The sequence below is a fragment of the Streptomyces xinghaiensis S187 genome, assembly GCF_000220705.2.
GTDB lineage: Bacteria > Actinomycetota > Actinomycetes > Streptomycetales > Streptomycetaceae > Streptomyces > Streptomyces xinghaiensis.
This window is the reverse complement of the sequence record NZ_CP023202.1, coordinates 893364-909652: the sequence shown is the minus strand read 5'-3', so window position 1 is coordinate 909652 and position 16289 is coordinate 893364. Positions and strand designations below refer to the sequence as shown.

The 16289-nt window shown below is 70.9% G+C and carries 12 protein-coding genes and 1 pseudogene; 9 read left to right on the top strand and 4 right to left on the bottom strand.

All coding sequences use genetic code 11. The annotated features are described in order from the left end of the window. The first annotated feature begins 35 nt into the window (after nt 1-35). From SXIN_RS03875 to SXIN_RS03855, 5 genes are read left to right on the top strand one after another with little or no spacing between them, the layout of a single operon-like run. Nucleotides 36-935 (top strand): radical SAM family protein, encoded by a 900-nt coding sequence (locus SXIN_RS03875; RefSeq protein ID WP_019710665.1) that lies wholly within the window; start codon nt 36-38, stop codon nt 933-935. Beyond that, a complete protein-coding gene (locus SXIN_RS03870) occupies nt 932-1603 on the top strand; it encodes a histidine phosphatase family protein (protein WP_019710664.1) in 672 nt (223 codons plus the stop codon). The genes SXIN_RS03875 and SXIN_RS03870 overlap by 4 nt, the downstream gene beginning before the upstream one ends. Further along, nucleotides 1600-1848, top strand: coding sequence for a DUF6137 domain-containing protein (locus SXIN_RS03865; RefSeq protein WP_019710663.1), 249 nt, complete (start codon nt 1600-1602; stop codon nt 1846-1848). The genes SXIN_RS03870 and SXIN_RS03865 overlap by 4 nt, the downstream gene beginning before the upstream one ends. Continuing rightward, a complete protein-coding gene (locus SXIN_RS03860) occupies nt 1841-2902 on the top strand; it encodes a glycosyltransferase family protein (protein WP_019710662.1) in 1062 nt (353 codons plus the stop codon). The genes SXIN_RS03865 and SXIN_RS03860 overlap by 8 nt, the downstream gene beginning before the upstream one ends. Next, complete coding sequence (locus SXIN_RS03855) at nt 2895-3746, top strand: PIG-L deacetylase family protein (RefSeq protein WP_095756586.1); 852 nt, start codon at nt 2895-2897, stop codon at nt 3744-3746. Before SXIN_RS03860 ends, SXIN_RS03855 begins: the two co-directional genes overlap by 8 nt. A gap of 26 nt (nt 3747-3772) precedes the next feature. Here the strand turns inward: SXIN_RS03855 and SXIN_RS03850 are convergent, their stop codons facing one another. Further along, the gene (locus tag SXIN_RS03850; RefSeq protein ID WP_095756585.1) at nt 3773-5707 is read right to left on the bottom strand and encodes a phosphoribosyltransferase; all 1935 of its coding nucleotides are present in this window, start codon (nt 5705-5707) and stop codon (nt 3773-3775) included. A 113-nt stretch (nt 5708-5820) separates the two neighbouring features. Between SXIN_RS03850 and SXIN_RS03845 the strand changes: the two genes are divergently transcribed. Further along, nucleotides 5821-7071, top strand: coding sequence for an aminotransferase class III-fold pyridoxal phosphate-dependent enzyme (locus SXIN_RS03845; protein WP_095756584.1), 1251 nt, complete (start codon nt 5821-5823; stop codon nt 7069-7071). A gap of 126 nt (nt 7072-7197) precedes the next feature. After that, complete coding sequence (locus tag SXIN_RS03840) at nt 7198-10857, top strand: hypothetical protein (RefSeq protein ID WP_157916243.1); 3660 nt, start codon at nt 7198-7200, stop codon at nt 10855-10857. A 38-nt stretch (nt 10858-10895) separates the two neighbouring features. Here SXIN_RS03840 and aac(3)-VIII read toward each other — a convergent pair whose 3' ends face one another. The 3 genes and pseudogenes from aac(3)-VIII to SXIN_RS03825 form a co-directional block, all read right to left on the bottom strand. Next, complete coding sequence (gene aac(3)-VIII, locus SXIN_RS03835; RefSeq protein WP_019710657.1) at nt 10896-11759, bottom strand: aminoglycoside N-acetyltransferase AAC(3)-VIII; 864 nt, start codon at nt 11757-11759, stop codon at nt 10896-10898. A 113-nt stretch (nt 11760-11872) separates the two neighbouring features. Continuing rightward, a pseudogene (locus SXIN_RS32980) lies at nt 11873-12234 on the bottom strand (transposase family protein); the annotation flags it as partial. Nucleotides 12235-12755: 521 nt separating this feature from the next. Beyond that, entirely contained in the window at nt 12756-14060 is a 1305-nt protein-coding gene (locus SXIN_RS03825) for an aspartate aminotransferase family protein (RefSeq protein ID WP_019710655.1), read from the bottom strand. A gap of 145 nt (nt 14061-14205) precedes the next feature. On the opposite strand from SXIN_RS03825, the gene SXIN_RS03820 reads away from it, so the two are divergent. Both SXIN_RS03820 and SXIN_RS03815 read left to right on the top strand, forming a co-directional pair. Continuing rightward, nucleotides 14206-15438, top strand: a complete 1233-nt coding sequence (locus SXIN_RS03820) for a M20 family metallopeptidase (protein ID WP_039823018.1) — start codon at nt 14206-14208, stop codon at nt 15436-15438. Continuing rightward, nucleotides 15435-16250 carry an IclR family transcriptional regulator gene (locus tag SXIN_RS03815; RefSeq protein WP_019710653.1) on the top strand — a complete coding sequence of 272 codons (816 nt, stop codon included), beginning with the start codon at nt 15435-15437 and terminating at the stop codon, nt 16248-16250. The genes SXIN_RS03820 and SXIN_RS03815 overlap by 4 nt, the downstream gene beginning before the upstream one ends. Nucleotides 16251-16289: the final 39 nt, after the last annotated feature.

Here is a 16289-nt window from a genome sequence, read left to right as displayed (position 1 = left end):
CCGGTTCTTCCCCACCCCGAGCGAGGAGTCACACCATGGCATCCGACATCGTCTGGCCGCCGCCCGTGCGCCGGGTGCGCACCTACCGCAATATCGTCGTCGACGGCGCCTGCAACATCCGATGCACCTACTGCGAGGTCAAGAAGACCAAGGTGGACCAGCCGGCCACCATCCGTTCACTGGACCGGATCTTCGCCGAGTACGAGCCGGACACGGTGCTGTTCCGGGTGGAGTCCGACGGCGAGATCACCCTCTACCCGAAGATCGTCGACCATCTGCAGAAGCGGGCGGCCGAGGGCTACCGCATCGAAGTGCTGAGCAACGGCACGAAGCTGCCCCGAGCCCTGGAGGGACGCCCGGACCTGCTGTGGGTGTTCTCGGTGGACGGCCACACCGAGGCGATGAACTCCAAGCGCGGTCTGAAACAGGGACAGATCGACCGCATCCTGGACGCCGCCGTCGAGCTGAAGGCGGAGCTCCAGACCGTGTACTGGGGTCAGCCGGTGGAGGAGGTCAACGCGTACATCGATCTCCTCAGGTCCAGGAATTACCAAGGGCTGCTGCACTTCATGCCGCTGCTGGCCTTCAAGGGACAGCCGCTGACCGTGAACCTGCGCTACCAGGACCTGAACCCGGCGGACTTCCTGGCTCCGCCCGAGTACTTCCGCCGCTGGAATCACATCTACGAGACCGGCAAGCGGGACGCGGTCTGCGACCAGATCACCAACGGCTACAACTACCAGGTGTCCGGGGAAGAGATTCGGATGGTCAAGTGCGACTGCTACTCGGTGCCCAAGCACTTGGTGCACGGCTTCGGCCCGATCCGCGAGTTCGACGACTGGCCGTGCGGCACCTGCATAGCCAACCAGGAGTTCAACAACTCGCGTGAGCGGATGCGTGTCCCGCAGGGCGGCGTCCCGCTGCCGGTCGTATGACGGCCGCCCAGAGGTTCGTGCTGGTCCGGCACGCCGAGGCGAGCCTGAACGTGTTGCGGGACGACGACGTCCTGCCGGGCTTCGACCCACACGCCGGACTCACCCCGCTCGGCGAACGGCAGGCCCGGGCCCTCGCCGACCACCTGCCCGGGGACCCGGCGGTGGGCCCACCGGACCGTGGGCCGGGCGCCGCCGTACGGGTGTACTCCAGCCCGCAGCGGCGGGCGGCCCGCACCGCGGAGGTACTGGGCGCCGCCTTGGGCGTGCCAGTGGTGGCGGACGCCCGGCTGGCGGAGCTGCGGGCGCCGGAGGCCTTCCCGCGGCCCCTCGTGGTCCGCGAGTGGGACGCAGTGCTGGAAGACCGGCTGCGGCATCCGGCGGCCGAAGTACGGGGCGTGGAGAGCTGGGTGGCGCAGAGGCGCCGCATCGGGGAGTTCCTGGCCGCGTGCTGCCCCGCGGGCGGGGATGGCGCCCGATGGGTGCTCGTGTCGCACTCCGAGACGATGCAGGCCCTCCTCTTCGAACTGCTGGGCCTTGACGACGCGCTGCTGCGCCGCACCCGCTTCAAGATCAGCAACACCGGTGTGTTCATCGTGGACAGAACGGAGGACGGATGCGCTTCCCTGGTGGTGGCGAACAGCAAGGCGCACCTGGCCAGGACGGCATGACCCGCATGCTCGTCCTGAAGTGCCTCAGCGACGAGACCGGCGACGACGCCGGGGACATCGTCGCCCAGGGGTTCGTGGACGTGGACGACCGCGAGTTCCTCAACATCGTCAACCGGCTGGAGGGCTACTTCGACTGCACGCTGTCGCTGAGGTCACGGCCGGGCCGGCGACTCGTGGTGCAGGACCTGGTGGAGCTGGTCACCGAGGCCACGGGGCACGGCCCGCGGGAGGTGCGCCATGGCTGAGCCGCCCGCCGGACCGGCCCTGTTCGAGATCTACGACGAGGGCTTCGACTCGCCGTCGTGGGGTGGCGTGGAGACCGCCCTGTGGCACCTGGTGCGGTCGCTGCGCGAGGCGGGGGTCGCGGCGGACTTCTACCGTGCTTCGGAAGGCGCCGACCTGGACGTGCTCGCGGCGCGGATGGAGCGGGATCGCGTGGATGCGGTGTTCCCGCTCGTGGAGAGCGAGCTGTTCGAGGGGGCGCAGTCGAAGCGGTTGCCGGAACTGCACGCCAGAACCGTACGGATCTGGCACGACGTCAGCAGGCTGTCGGAGGACCTGTCGGCGCCGCCGCCGTGCCCGGTACACGCGGTCGCTCCCGCCGTGCCGGGCGCGCCCGGGGCGGCGGGGTGCCCTGCGCAGGACACGCACCCCGATGGGCCGATGCACGAGGTGTTCCTGCTGGACCTGCCCTGGACACGCTGCTTCCCGGACCGGTCGGTGATCCCGTGGGCCGCAGACCACGTCCCGGCGCAGAACCTGCACGACCCGTCCGGTCCGGTGGTGCTCCAACTCGGCAAGATCGACACGGCTGACGCGGAACGCTGTCTGCGCCGGCTGGCCGGGGCCGGAGTGCCGCTGCGCGTCATGTTCGCCACCTGGTCGCGCCGGGGCCGGGAGGCGCGTGAGCTGGTACGGGCGCACCAGGGGGCGGGCCGGCAGATCGAGGTGCTGGACGCCTATGACATTCGTACCGACTGGGATCGGGTCTTCGGCGGTGCGGCGCTGTTCCTGCTGCCGTCGGTGTTCCACGAGACCTTCAACTTCGCGGCGGCGGAGGCCGTGCAACTGGGTGTGCCGGTGGCGACCCTCGGCGAAGGTGGCAATCTGCCCCGGTTCGCGTCACTGCGCGCCCAGACGCTGGACGCTCTGCTGGACCGGGTCGTTGCGGGTGCGGGCCGCACCCTGGCGGCGAAGCCGCGCCTGACGACGGGCTGGCGTGACGTGGCCGCCCGGTACGCCGAGATCATCCGGAGCCGGCGGGTGCAGACGGGACGGGAGGAACAGCACGATGGGTGAACCCACACGGAAGGCGACGGACGGAACAGACCGGGCCCTGTCCGCGCGGCTGCGTGAGGGGCGGACGCTGCTGGTGTCACCGCACCCGGACGACGTGGCGTACTCGTGCGGTGGGCTGCTGGCCGCGGTGGGACGCCCCGCGCATGCGACGCTGCTCACGGTGTTCACCCGCTCCGGCTGGGCGCTGTCCAGGCGGCTGCGGCGCGCCGGGGTGCGGGTGATCAGCGCCCGGCGCCGGGAGGAGGAGCTGGGCTACTGCCGGCTGCGCGGGCTGGCGGACTACCGTCCGCTCGGTTTCGACGACGCCAGTCTGCGCGGCTACGACGACGAGGCAGAGGTGTCGTCGCCGGCCGAGGCGGACGAACTGCGCGGTGCCGTGGAGGAGGCGATCACGCAGGCGGTGCGCGCGTCGGGCGCCGACACGGTGCTGGCCCCGGCCGCGGTCGGCGGGCACATCGACCACCTGCTGGTGCACGGCGCGGTGCGCGCCGCGGTCGGAGACGGGGACGGGGACGCGCGGGCACTGTTCTACGAGGACCTGCCCTACGCGGGCCAGTACGAACTGGCCGATGTCGAGCGGACGCTGCGCGAGGAGCGGGGTCTGGTGCCGTTCGCGGGCATCGACATCTCCGCTGTGGTGGAGCAGAAGGTGCGCGGCATGTACGTGTACGGCAGCCAGACCGACGCCGAATGCGTGCGCGAGACGCTGCGGCACGCCCGCCGCACCGCGCAGGGTCCCGGCTCCGGGGCCGTGCCGGGCGGTGCGGGTGAGACGGCCCGGCGCGGGCGTGCGGCGCACGCCGAGCGGGTGTGGGCCGCGGCCGCTCCGGCAGGAGCCCGATGAGCGGCCACGGCGGGTGCCGGCGCGGATCAGAACAGGGCGGCGACGTACCGTGCCTGCGCGGCCAGTTCGGTCTCGACACGGTCAGCGGCGACCCCGGTGAGGACCGGACAGCGCCGCAGCCACGTCTTGACATTCCAGTAGAGCGCCTCGCCGGCCAGCCGAAGTCCGGCGTCGAAGGCCCGGGCGTCACCCGTGGCCGCGGCGACCGCCTCACCCAGCACGTTCACAGCGGATTCGTCGAGCCGGTTCTCAACGACGAACGAGGCGATCTCGCTCTCCAGACAGCCACCCCCGCCCCAGATCCAGTCCAGGCCGAACCGCCGCACGGCGAGCCCGGTCGCGCAGTCCCCGTCCCCAGCCAGTTGCCAGTGCCAGTGCCCGTGCCCGTACGGCAGCGGGGTGCGGAACAGGATGCCGTCGACGCCGCCCATGGGTGCCCGCTCCGGCAGGTGCCGGGCTGTCCATGCCCCGTCCACGGGAAGCGGGCGGCCCATGCGGTGGCGCAGCCGCCGCAGCGCCTCATCGAGGCGAGCCCGCGGGTTGTAGGCGGCGCCGCGGCCCGGACGGCCCAGCTCGCCGAGGCGCCGCAGTGTTTCCCAGGAGGCGGCGACCGTGCCGAGCGCCCCGCGCTGTTGCGGCGGGGTGAGCGCCGGCAGCTCCTCGCGCAGCGGGCGCAAGCCGGTTTCGTGACGGGTGATCAGGTAACCGTCGGCGAAGGTGTGGCCGGCCGGGAGCAGGTCGCCCAGGGCGCACAGGGTGCGGTGACAGTGCAGCCCGTGCGTGCCCGTGCCGATGAAGCGGAAGTGGTACGCCTCCGGGGCGCTGTCATGCCCGTCGCGGCCCGTGCCCCGGAGGCCGTCCGAGTCGGCGATCAGAGTGAAGGGCCGCTTGTGCGGGTCGATGCGGTGGACCCCGCCGTCCTGCGCCGGAACGGCGGCCGTGCCGTACGCGGTGAGGAACGGGCCTCGGAACGGCCTGATCCGGTGGACGGCGCCGACGGCGAGCGGCACCCCGGCGGCGCGGGCGCGGGCGACCAGCCCGGCGGTGTCGCCCGCGCCGGCCAGCTGCCACAGGCGGGAAGTGCCGGTGCGGACGACAGGCCGTTCGGTGAGGACCCGCACGGCGGGACCGTTCAGATCGTGGAGCCGTCCCGGCGCGGCGAGGACGATGTCCCGCACGCCGGGGAAGTGTTCGGCGAGCCGGTCGCGCACGGCCCTGGCAGTGGCGCCGGTGTCCGGCTGGTCGTCGACCAGGACCACTGTGGTGCCGGGCCGCAGTTCGCGCGGCAGCGCGGCGAGTTCGGAGGCCGGCAGGATGATGCCTCCGGCGCCGCGCACCGGGCGGACGCTGTGCCAGGGGCCTGCCGCCAACCCGGCGTCCTCAACACCGGCCTGCCAGAAGGGTGCCAGGTAGGAGCCGCCGGTCCGGACGCCCACAACCAGGACGGGGGTATCGGCGGGGCGGGCCGCGAGCCAGCCGGCGGCCTGGTCCAGAGAGAGTTCGGGATCGGCCAGGTCGTAGCCGTAGCACTCCGGGGTCTTCCAGTCGGTGGCGTGCCGCAGCAGGGCGGCGGTCTCCTCGTCCGTCCGGGCGGAGGGGGAGCGCCACAGCGTGTCGGTGGCGTCGGTGGCTGCAGCGAGAGCCTGCTCCACGGTTGTGAGCTGCCGCTCCGCGCCACGGACCGGTTGGGAGGGGCCGGCAGCCATGTCCCGGGCGAGTACGGTGCACAGCTCCCGCAACCGACGTGCGGCATCGGTCAGTCCGGCCGTGTCGGCCTCGACGGCGGCGGTGGCCGGGCCGGCCGCGGCCGCCCGGGCCGCCGCGGCGGCGGTATCGGAGAGCAGTTGTTCCGCGAAACAGGAGCAGGCGTGCAGGGCGGCCGCGCTCCCGTCCTGCCGGGCCGTGTCCACGAAAGCACGGTGCAGGGCTGGCAGCGCCATGCCGGTCGTCACCACGTCCATTCCTCCAGGGTTCGGGGTCACTTGTTTCCGGTGCTTCTCACGCCCGGACTGCGTGAACACTCTGCACCCGCCCGAATTCACGTTCAATATCTTCCTTTCCCGTGAGGTGAATTATGACGGAAAACTCTTCCCTGCTGGCCGAATTCCCCACCTGTCCGCGCGATTCGCGGGACCGCCCCCGGGTTTTCACTTCGGCCGCCGGAGCCTATGTGACCGATGAATCCGGATTCCGTTGGATTGATTTCGACAATGCCCGGGGATCGATTCTGCTGGGACACGGCGACCCGGGTGTTGCGGAGGCCGTGGCCCGGGCCGCGACCGGCGCGGACGGCACGGCCACGGGCTGGAGCCCGCGCATCGACGCGGTGCTGACACGGCTGCACACCCTGTGCGGCGGCGATGCCGTGGGGTTGTTCCGGTCCGGTACGGCGGCGGTGCGGGCGGCGGCGCTGGCGGTGCGCGAGGCGACCGGGCGACACCTGCTGCTGAGCGCCGGCTACCACGGCTACGACCCGATGTGGTACCCGTCGGGGGCACCGCTGAGGCCCAACGCGGACGGGGTGGTGGACTTCTTCTTCGACCTGGGCCTGCTGGAGGAACTGCTGGCCGCACCCGATCGGGCGGCGGCCGTGGTCGTGTCACCGGACCACATGCACCTGTCGCACGGCTGGTACCGCGAGCTGCGCCGGCTTTGCTCGGCCGCCGGGGCAGTACTGATCGCGGACGAGGTGAAGGTGGGCCTGCGCTACGGGCCCGGCCTGTCCACGTCCGGGCTGATCACCCCGGACGTATGGGTGGTCGCCAAGGGCATGGCCAACGGGCACGCCGTATCCGCCGTCGGCGGGCCCCGCGCGCTGTTGAGGCCGCTGAAGGAGGTGTCGTTCACTTCCTTCTTCGAGCCGACGATCCTGGCCGCGGCGGACACCGTGCTCGACCGGGTCGCCACCGGCGAGCCCCAGCGGGCGGTGCGCGAGGCCGGCGACCGGTTCCTGCGCCACGCCCGCAAAGCGCTCGAGGACGCGGCGCTGCCTGTGGAGATCGCGGGCGACGGCACATTCTTCCAGTTCGTTCCGGCCTCGGAGCAACTGGAGGCCGCCTTCTACGAGGCGGCGAACGCCGAGGGCCTGCTCTTCTACACGGGCGACAACCAGAGCGTGTCGGCCGCCTTCGACGACGCCGTGCTGACGGACGCCGAGCAGCGGTTCACCCGGGTCTGCGACCGGCTGTCGGCGTACGCGGGCGCCGAACCGGTCGACGAGGCGGCCCGCTACCGGGTGGCGTGGAACGTGATGGACGGTCTGCGTGAGGCCCGCCGCGACCGGGCGGACACCGACGGATGGCTGGCGCGGCTGCTCGACGACTGAACCCGGCCCCATTCCCCGAACCCAGGACCAGAGAGATTGAGGCACCTTTCCATGGACAGCCCAGCGATTGTCGGAACCACCGGTGGGCCCGAGCAGGAGTTATCCGATGAGGCCGAGAAATACGGCATGAAATGCGCCCGACTGCTCCGGTTGTACCACGATCCAGAATTCATCGAAGTGGCCCTTCCGGTGTATCCGCTCAACCCTGCCGACGCCCGGGAATTCATCGCAGCGGCGGACGCGGAGGGAACGTCGCAGAAGAAACTCGTTGCCGGGTACGCGGGATTCCTGCGCGAGCGGCATCCCGGTCTCGCCGCACTGCTCCGCGAGGTGTGCGGCGAGGCACCCTGGATCGTCCGCAGCTCGGGCGCGGAGGACCAGGAGGACAACGTCAACGCGGGCGGCTACGAGAGCCTGGTGTGCCCGCGTCCCGACGACCTGTACGCCACGGTCGCAGCGGTCGTCTTCAGCGGGTACGGCGAGCACGCCGTCGCCCAGCAGCGGCTGACCGACCCCGGATACCGCCCCTCCCCGATCGCCGCGTTCGTCCAGCCGCTCGTCAGCGACGCGGACGACACCGTGGACGCGGCTCGGGCCGTCGTGGCGGACCGGCCGGTCTCCCCGGCGGAGACACCGCTGCTGGACGACGCGGACGTGGCCGCGCTGAGCGGTCTGCTGACGCGGCTCCACCACAGTTTCGGCATGCCGCGCCTGGACTCCGAGTGGGTGCTGGAGACCGACGCGGGCACGGTGTCCGTCACCGGGCTCACCGAGCTCGCGCCGGACGACCGGCTCGTCGGCCAGCTGTCGCTGGGCTTCGGTTTCGCCTCCGCTCAGCGCCTGGGCGACGGTGACAACAGCCTGGCCTGGCTGACCGGCCTGCCCGGTACGACGCTGTGGCGCGGGGCGCTGCTGCGGCGGGTGGAGACCACGCGGACGCGGCTGGTGCAGATCCGGCCGGCCACCGCGTTCGACCCGGAGCCCTCGTTGGACGTCCTCACGGACGCGTGCCGGGACGTCTGGCGCGGCACGTGCGCGGCCGCGCCCGTGGACATCCTCGTGCCGCCACGCCGGGTGCGCGCCTCGTCGTTCCTCACGTCGGTGCGGCTCGAGGACGCTTGGAGCCGCTACCTGCGCCTCGAACCTGATCAGCGACGGCGGCTCGGGCATGTCCTGGTGGAGCGCGGCGGCCCCGGCGAGCACGCCGCAGTGATGTTCCGTCAGGAGGGCGTCGCCGTGCTGCGGGGTCGCCCGGAGGACATCCCGGAGACCGCGTCGTACGCGCTGGCCGACCCATGGACGCAGGAGTGCTATTTCGGCACCGGCCGTCCCCCGGCGGTGGAGACGGGAACGCGGCGCATGTCGGCCGTCCCGCAGGGCTGCCGACTCCTGTTCGCACCGGCCGACGCCACGGGCGCGGCAGCCGCGGCGCGGACGGACGGTACCGGGCCGACCCTCGCGCTGATGCCGGGCGTCGGCCGGCTGTACGAGCTGCCGCACCTGCCGCCGCGGGTGCGGGACCGGATCGTGCTGGACAGCTTCCTGCCGTCCCCGGACGTGTTCATCCGGCGGGGCGCCCAGGTGTCGTCGCCGGCGTTCACGGCCCGCTGCGCCGAGGTGCTGCTCGACGGTGGCCTGCCGGCAGAGCGGGTGGCGGAGCTGCTGCCGGACGCGGCGCGGGCGTACGCCCGCGGGCTGGGGGCCGCACGGGCGGCCGGCGCCGCCGACGTGCGAACGGCCGTCGCGGTGGCGCGTCTCGAAGCGGCGGGCACGGTATCGGACACGGCGCTGGAAACCGTCCTCGCGCCGGCCCGCGCCCTCGCGGACGACGGCGGGCGTGGCACGGAGGCGGGCCTCGCCCTGCTGGACGCGGTGACGTCCCTGGCGTCGTCCCTGCACGCCCTGGACGTGTACTCGGCTGCCGAGCGCGACGACATTCTCACCCGGACCGTGGCAGCCCTGCCGCTGGACGACACCGCCCGCACCGAGGCGCTGTGCCGGTTCGCCGCGCGCTCATCGGCGCCGCCCGCGGAGACACACCGGCTGCTCGCGGCGGCCGCCGGGGACGAGGAGTTCGCGGCGCGGTACCTGGCAGTGGAGCGCGGCCGGGTCGACTTGGCGGCCGCCGACCCGCAGGAGGCGGCGCAGCGCAGTCGTGCGCTGAACGACGCCTACCGGGCGTACGCGGCCGCCGGGACGTGGGACGGCGGGGACGCGGTGCTGCTGGACCTGACCAGGAGCGACCTCATCGAGGCCTACGACAGCACTCTCAAACGCCTGCTGCTGGAACTGGTCGACCACCCGGAGCCCGGCCTCTACCGCGCGTACCTCGACGTGCTGGAGCAGTGGCTGGACCTGGTGGGCACGTTCGGCCTCACGCCCGGGGAGCGGCGTGCGGTGGAGGGGTTCGGTGCGTGGGTCGCGGCGTGGCGCGGAGAACCCGTGCCGGACGACTTCGGCCTGGACGAGGAGCTGACGTGGAGCCGACTGCTGGAGCGGGCGGCGGCCGACGCCGGGGACGGGCCGGCCAATCCGCACCAGTTGCACAATGTGCTGCACCAGTGGCTGCTGGCCCGGACGCCCCGCTACCCCGCCGAGCGGGCGCCCTCCGGGGTACGGGAACTCCAGCGGCTGTCGGACCGGTTCGGCCCGGGCGGCAACAAGCTGCTGCGGTTCACGCGGGACGCGGTCGAGCTGGACGTCCCGCTCGGCATCCACAAGGCGAGCCTGCTGTTCCGCCCGGACCGGGTGGAGGGCGAGTGGACTGAGCCGCCGGACGTCACCGAGGAGGAGGCGGGACGGCTGACCGGTCTGACGGTCCTGCTGGACCGATGCGGCACGTGGTTCCCGGAACTCGTGTTCCGCTGCGAGCGGGTGCTGTTGGCGGGGACGTGGACGCTTCAGGTGGAGGCACGTCCCCCGGCCGGCATGGAGCGGCTCACGCTCTCTCAGATGCGCCTCGCCCTGGGCGTGTTCCGGATGCTCTTCGACGGTTCGTACGACTTCTCGTACGTGCCCGCCGAGGACGTGGCAGACCTGCCGGATGCCTTCCGGGAACCGGAATGGGCGCAGGTATTCCGGGCGCTTGTGGACTACCGGCTCGTCTACGACGACTCGGAGCTGTTCGAGACGCTGGAGACGCTTCCGCTGGGCACCGCCGTCGGCATGCTCTGTACGGAGGAACGGATCCGCGCCGAGGTGCTGGCAGCCTCCGCCGCAGGCCCGGAGGGCGCGCTGGCCCGGCTGGACGCGGCCTGGCGGCGGCTGGCCGCCACGGAGGACCCGGGCGACTGGATCGCCGCGCACAACGTGGTGCAACAACTGGCGCTCCTTGTGGCGGCCCGGTTCCCGGACTCGGCGGCGGCGGCACTCGCCGCTGCGGAGCCGACGGGCTGGGCCGACGTGCTGGGCGCGGCGCTCCTGGCCCGCGCGGACGCAAGGGACGCGGTGGCGCGGGCGTTCGCCGGGCGGCCCGGCGGTGACGGGCCGCTGCTGCGGAGGGCGCCCTGGCTGGTCGTGTCGGAGGCGAACGCCGCCGACGTGGCCCGCCGGCTCGCGGACCGGCCACGGGCGCACCGCCGCTGCAAGCAGTACCTGGCGCACCGGTACGCGGACGTACTGGCGGAAGCGGGGCTGCTGACAGGACTCGTGGCGGATCTGGAAGTCGTGCCGTACGGCGACGGGCCCCGCCGGGAGGAACTGCTGGCGGCGGCCGCTGCCGCGGTGGGCGGGCGGCTGCGCCGCGACATCCGCGCGAAGACCGGTGCGGGAATGCCGGCGGTCTGACGGGCCATCGGCCACTCCTCGGCGGGCGGCCGGCGGCTTCAGCGGTCGTCGGCCGCCTCCCCGAGCCGGCCCTCGATCCACTCGACGCCGAACTGGACCACGTCCGGGGCCTCGAAGAGATGGCTGGGGGCGGCGCCGACCCGGCCGGTGCGGCCGATGCCCGCAACCAGCATGTCCTCGGCGATGACCGTGAACGGCCACACGCCCTCGGGCACCACGCGCCCGTACGGGAAGGCCTCGTTCTCGGTGTCGATGTCCCGGAAACGCCGCCACTCACGACGCCCGTCGACGATGACGGGCTGCTCGTACTCGACATACCGCTTGCCGGGGGCCTCGGCCAGGGCCTCTGCGTGGTGCAGCAGTGTCAGCGCGTCCAGCGGGGCGCCGAGGAGCAACACCCGGCCGCCGTCCCGGGCGAGCCGGGCGAGCGGGCTGTCCGGGCCGTGCGGATCCTCCCACGGGTGGTCGTCCATCAGCCGGTGGGCGGCCGGCCCCACAGCGACAAAGCTGGCGTCGGGGTGCCGGCTGCGGACGGCGCCGGGCCAGTGCCGCAGCGCCTCGGGGACGCGGCCGACGCTGTGGTCGGCTTCGCTGAACAGCGGATCGTACGCGGGCCATTCGGCGCGGGCCGCCTCCCGCCACCCCAGCGGCCAGTCGGCGAGGTCGTATGGTGGGGCGTCGTTCCAGCCGCAGTACGCCATGAGGGTGCCGGCGTCACCGACGGTGTCGAGGAGCGCTCCGATGAGGGTCTGCGTGCCGCCCACGACGTACCCGACCGCGGACATGCGGGTGTGCACCATAACGGTGTCGCCGCCGCACACGCCCAGTGCCCTGAGGTCGCGCACCAGACGGCCGCGGGTCACCGGGCCGCCGGCCCGCTCGATCAGTTCCTTCTCGTCCACGCACCTGAACCTAACGGCACACGGGCACAGCCCGCCCTGCGTGGTCGGTTTCCGGCCGCTGTGATCCCCGCGTGCGCGGGTGCGCCGTCAGAAACCGTGGCGATCATGGACAGCCCGTCGACGCGATCACGGACCGGGATAATGGTGCCGTCCACGATCCACAGCCGCTCGACTGCTTCCCGGGAGGTGCGGGCCGGCTCGAGCGCGAGCAGCGGACCGAGCCTTTGGACGACCCGGCACACGGTCGCGGGCGAGACGCCGAACAGCGGGGCGAGCTGCCGCGTGGTGAGGTTCGTGCGGTAGTACACGGCCACCAGCAGCACCCGCTCGACCAGCGGGAGCCGCCACGGCCTGCCCCATCCACACCCCTCGCCACCACGTTCCCGGACCGCTTTCAGTAGCCGGCCCAACTAATCCACCGCAGCCCGGTGAACGTCTCCACCCACGCCCCGCTCGGCCCGCAACACCCAGCCATACAACGAAGATGCCCAGTTCACAGCCTTGTGCAACACCCCTTAAGGGGTTGTCCCGTGACCGCCAGTTATGGGACCGCCCTTAGCCTCGATCCACCGACGCGGTTCCGAAATGAGCTGCGAGGGTTTTCGGGGCGGGCTGTCGGCTGAGTGCGGGCATGCTGTGGACGGCTCGTTTGATGGAGGGGTTCATGCCGGTGGTGATCGAGAAGTGGGCGCCGGCCCGGTGGCAGGCGGCGATGAACCCAGCATTGTTGAACTGCGAGTCGGCCCGCAGGATGCGGGTCCCGGAAGGCGTTACCCGATAGGGACCAGAAGGACTGACCTGCTACAAGAAGCTCGCACCACTTGACACGTGAGACAAGCGCTACTGATGATCTTGGTGTCATGTCGCTTTATGGCCAACCGCCTTCGCAGTTCAAGCGCAAGGCGGTCTGCGACATCGCGCGTGGAATCTCAGTAAGTCATCCGGCCCACCGCAACCGTCACGCTACCGAGAGGACTTCACTGAACCTTGGCAGGCCTATTCGGGCGTCTGCGCCAGGGTCTGGTCAAGTATTTCGAGCGCGGTGGAGCATTCGTCGCTCGTGACCGTCATCGGGGGAGTCACGCGCAGCACATTGCCGAGCAGTCCGCCCCGTCCGATAAGGAGACCGAGTTCTCGCGCGCGCTCCAAGACGCGCAGTGTGCAGGCGACATCGGGGGTCTTGGTGCCGGGGACGACCAGTTCGACGCCGATCATCAGTCCTTCACCGCGGACGTCCCCGATGGCGGGGTACTTCTCCGCAAGCTTCCGCAGCCCCGCAAGCAGTTGATCTCCGCGGGCAGCGGCGTTGGACTGGAGGTCGTGATCAAGGATGTAGTCGATCGTGGCATTGGCGGCAGCCATGGCGATGGGATTGCCGCCTGCTGTTGAGATCGAGTTTGCCTCGATCGCATGCATGAGCTCGGGGCGCGCGACCACGCCCCCGATGGCAAGCCCGTTGGCGAGACCCTTTGCGAAGGTGATGACGTCTGGCGTGACACCATGTGCCTGCATATTGAAGAAGGCGCGGCCTGTGCGACCCCAGCCCGATTGCACCTCGTCGGAGACGAGGGGGATGTCGTATTCGTCGAGCACGGCCTTGGTGCGCTGGAAGAACCCTGGGGGCGGAGAGGCGAAGCCGCCGGCGCCCTGGATGGGTTCTGCGATCATGCAGGCGACCCGACCGCTCGTCGTGGTCTCGATGATTGTCCGGAGCTCATCGACGCACGCTTCCGTGAACCCGTCGTCGGAAAGGTGTCCGAAGGGACTCCGATACCGGTATCCGCTGTGGACATAGCTCACCTGGAGCGGGCTCAGGCTTGTCGCCGACCAGGCGCGGATCCCGGTTGTGGCCACTGTTCCGAAGGTCCGGCCGTGGTAGCTCCCGCGCAGCGCCAGCACTTGGTTGCTCTTGGCCGCCGCCGTGGTCAAGAGCAACGCGGTCTCCACGGCCTCGCTGCCGGAGTTCACGAAGAAGACGCGAGCGTCGTCGATGCGGGAGTGTTTAGCGATCTTTTCGGCAAGGTCGACCTGTTGCCGGATGAGGTAGAGCGTCGAGGAGTGCAAGAGCTTCCCGGCCTGCGCACGCACAGCTTCGACGATCTCCTGAACGTTGTGCCCCACCATCGTCGCGAGCAGCCCGCCGAAAAAGTCGAGGTAGGTGCGGCCGTCGCCGCCGACGACATGTCTGCCGTCGCCGGCGACCAGTTCCAGCGGTTCGCGGTAGTAGAGGGCCATCCAGTCGGGCATGACGCGCTTGTGCCGACTGAGCAGGTCAGCACCCGGTATCTGTGATTCCAGCATGGTGCCACGCTACTGCCGTGACCTCTTCCGCTCCTCGTTTCGCGGGTAAGATTTCAAATATTCGAACATTGCGTTCATATGGGCAAAGCCACAACAAGGGCGCTCGTAGTTTCGAGTAATCGACCGGAGCGAGGAAGGGGTGGTCATGGAAAGTGTCGCGAGTCGCATCGAGACGGCGGTTGCCCGGCTGGGGCCGGAGTTCCTCGAGTTCCTGGCGGAGAGCGTCCGGTGCCAGAGCGTCACGGGCCACGAAGAGCCGGTCACCGAGTTTTATGAACGAGAGCTCCGGGCCCTCGGCTGGGAGGTCCGCTCACTGCCGCTGGCAGGCTCGGCCCTGTGTGCCGACGAGCCACGTGTCGGGCAGCGGGCGAATGTGGTCGCTTACCGTTCCGGCGCAGGCGACGGCCTGACCGTCCTGAACGGGCATGTCGACGTCGTGCCTCCCGGTGATCCGTCGGAGTGGAGGGAATCACCATTCTCCGGTCACGTTCGGGACGGGCGCCTCTACGGGCGTGGCTCTGTCGACATGAAGGGCGGTATCGCCGCGGCCGTCCTCGCGCTGGCGGCTCTCGAGGATTGCGGTGCGGAGCCCCTGCGTGACATCCGCCTGGAACTCGTCATCGGTGAGGAGAAGACCGGTGTGGGAACGCGGCTCATGGTGGAGGCCGAGAGTGAGGCTCCGAGCGCGGTGATCGTAATGGAGCCATCCGGCGGCCATATCGTCCCGCTCAGCGCCGGCCTCCAGTTCTTCACCGTGGAGGTCTCCGGGATGGCTGCCCACACGTCCGCGCCCTGGCGTGGGGTTGACGCCTTCGAGAAGCTTCTGGCCGCCCGTGATCGGCTGCGGCGTCTTGCCGCCGCACGGTCGGACTCGTACTCCCACGAGCTCTTCGAGGACGTCCCCACGGGCATCCCGTTCGCAATCGGGAAGATCGCCGCCGGCGACTACCCGGCCTCCATCCCCGCCTTCGCGACGATGTCCGGCCGCATGGGCTTGAGGCCCGGAGAGGATCCGGAGGGGCTTCGCGCCGCCATCTCGGCGGCTCTCGAGTCGCTCGCCGAGGATGACGACTGGTTCCGGGACCATCCCGCGGCCGTGAAGTGGGGCAACGCCGGTCTGCGCGGGTGGGAGACCCCTCGGGAGCATGAGCTCGTTCAGTCTCTCGTACGCGCCCAGGAGCATGTCGTGGGCGCGGCGACGATCGCCGCGTTCACCGCAGGATCGGATGCGGCGTTCTACGGAGGCCGCGGAATCCCGACGGCGATCTTCGGGCCCGGAGACGTGGCCCTTGCCCATGCGCCCGACGAGAGCATCGCCGTTGCCGATGTCTTCACCGCAGCCAAGGTCCTGGCGATCGCTCTGGCAGGTGCGGCATGAGTGTTCCCGAGACGACAACACTCTCCACGCTGGAGCGCGGACTCGCCGTGCTTGAGTACATCTGCGAGCACGGGCCCGCGAATGCGAAGCGTATCGCGAGAGATCTCGGGCTGCGGCAGGGGACCTGCTATCACATCCTTCGCACTCTGGCGGTTTCCGGGCACGTGGCCCGCCAGCCGGACGGCCAGTATGAGCCTGGGCCCCACGCGTACTGGGTCGCGCGGCAGATACAGAAGCGCGTCGCCGTCGTCCCTGAGCTCAGTGTCATCCTCGCCCGCCTCCACAACGTCACGGGCGGTGAGACGAGCTACATCACCCGCTGGCAGGACGGGGCGGCCATCCTGCAGCATTACCTGGCGGGCACCCAGGCCACGAACGTGGGAAAGCTCGAAGTGGGCTTCGGTGGGGACCTCCACGCGCGGGCTTCGAGCAAGGCAATCATCGCTCTGCTCCCCGGCGACCAGGTCGAGGCCCTCTTCAAGGGAGTGAAGCTCGCCCAGCTGACTTCGGCGACCATCACGGACTACGAGGAACTCCTGGTCGAGCTTGCGCAGATACGACGGCAGGGCTACGCGATGGATCGCGAGGAGTTCGCAGAGGGCGTGCAGTGCGTCGCCTCGGGGTTTGTGTCGCCTGACGGCACTCCCGCGGGCGCGTACACGGTCTCGGTTCCAACCATCCGATTCGCCAAGCTCAAGCCGACTCTCGTCGCAGCGGTCGTCGAGGCGGCAGCGATGGCCACGCGGTTCCTTGCCGGTAAGCGTCCGGTCGACGCAGTGACGGCGGGCCGGCACCACCCAGGGCAACCATGACCGATTCCGATGTCAGACGGACATCGCCGAATAAGGAGA

What these genes read in the sequence shown, in the direction of transcription:
- SXIN_RS03875 (WP_019710665.1), top strand. Translation starts at nt 36, where the DNA reads ATGGCATCCGACATCGTCTGGCCGCCGCCCGTGCGCCGGGTGCGCACC.
- SXIN_RS03870 (WP_019710664.1), top strand. Translation starts at nt 932, where the DNA reads ATGACGGCCGCCCAGAGGTTCGTGCTGGTCCGGCACGCCGAGGCGAGC.
- SXIN_RS03865 (WP_019710663.1), top strand. Translation starts at nt 1,600, where the DNA reads ATGACCCGCATGCTCGTCCTGAAGTGCCTCAGCGACGAGACCGGCGAC.
- SXIN_RS03860 (WP_019710662.1), top strand. Translation starts at nt 1,841, where the DNA reads ATGGCTGAGCCGCCCGCCGGACCGGCCCTGTTCGAGATCTACGACGAG.
- SXIN_RS03855 (WP_095756586.1), top strand. Translation starts at nt 2,895, where the DNA reads ATGGGTGAACCCACACGGAAGGCGACGGACGGAACAGACCGGGCCCTG.
- SXIN_RS03850 (WP_095756585.1), bottom strand. Translation starts at nt 5,707, where the DNA reads ATGGACGTGGTGACGACCGGCATGGCGCTGCCAGCCCTGCACCGTGCT.
- SXIN_RS03845 (WP_095756584.1), top strand. Translation starts at nt 5,821, where the DNA reads ATGACGGAAAACTCTTCCCTGCTGGCCGAATTCCCCACCTGTCCGCGC.
- SXIN_RS03840 (WP_157916243.1), top strand. Translation starts at nt 7,198, where the DNA reads ATGAAATGCGCCCGACTGCTCCGGTTGTACCACGATCCAGAATTCATC.
- SXIN_RS03825 (WP_019710655.1), bottom strand. Translation starts at nt 14,060, where the DNA reads ATGCTGGAATCACAGATACCGGGTGCTGACCTGCTCAGTCGGCACAAG.
- SXIN_RS03820 (WP_039823018.1), top strand. Translation starts at nt 14,206, where the DNA reads ATGGAAAGTGTCGCGAGTCGCATCGAGACGGCGGTTGCCCGGCTGGGG.
- SXIN_RS03815 (WP_019710653.1), top strand. Translation starts at nt 15,435, where the DNA reads ATGAGTGTTCCCGAGACGACAACACTCTCCACGCTGGAGCGCGGACTC.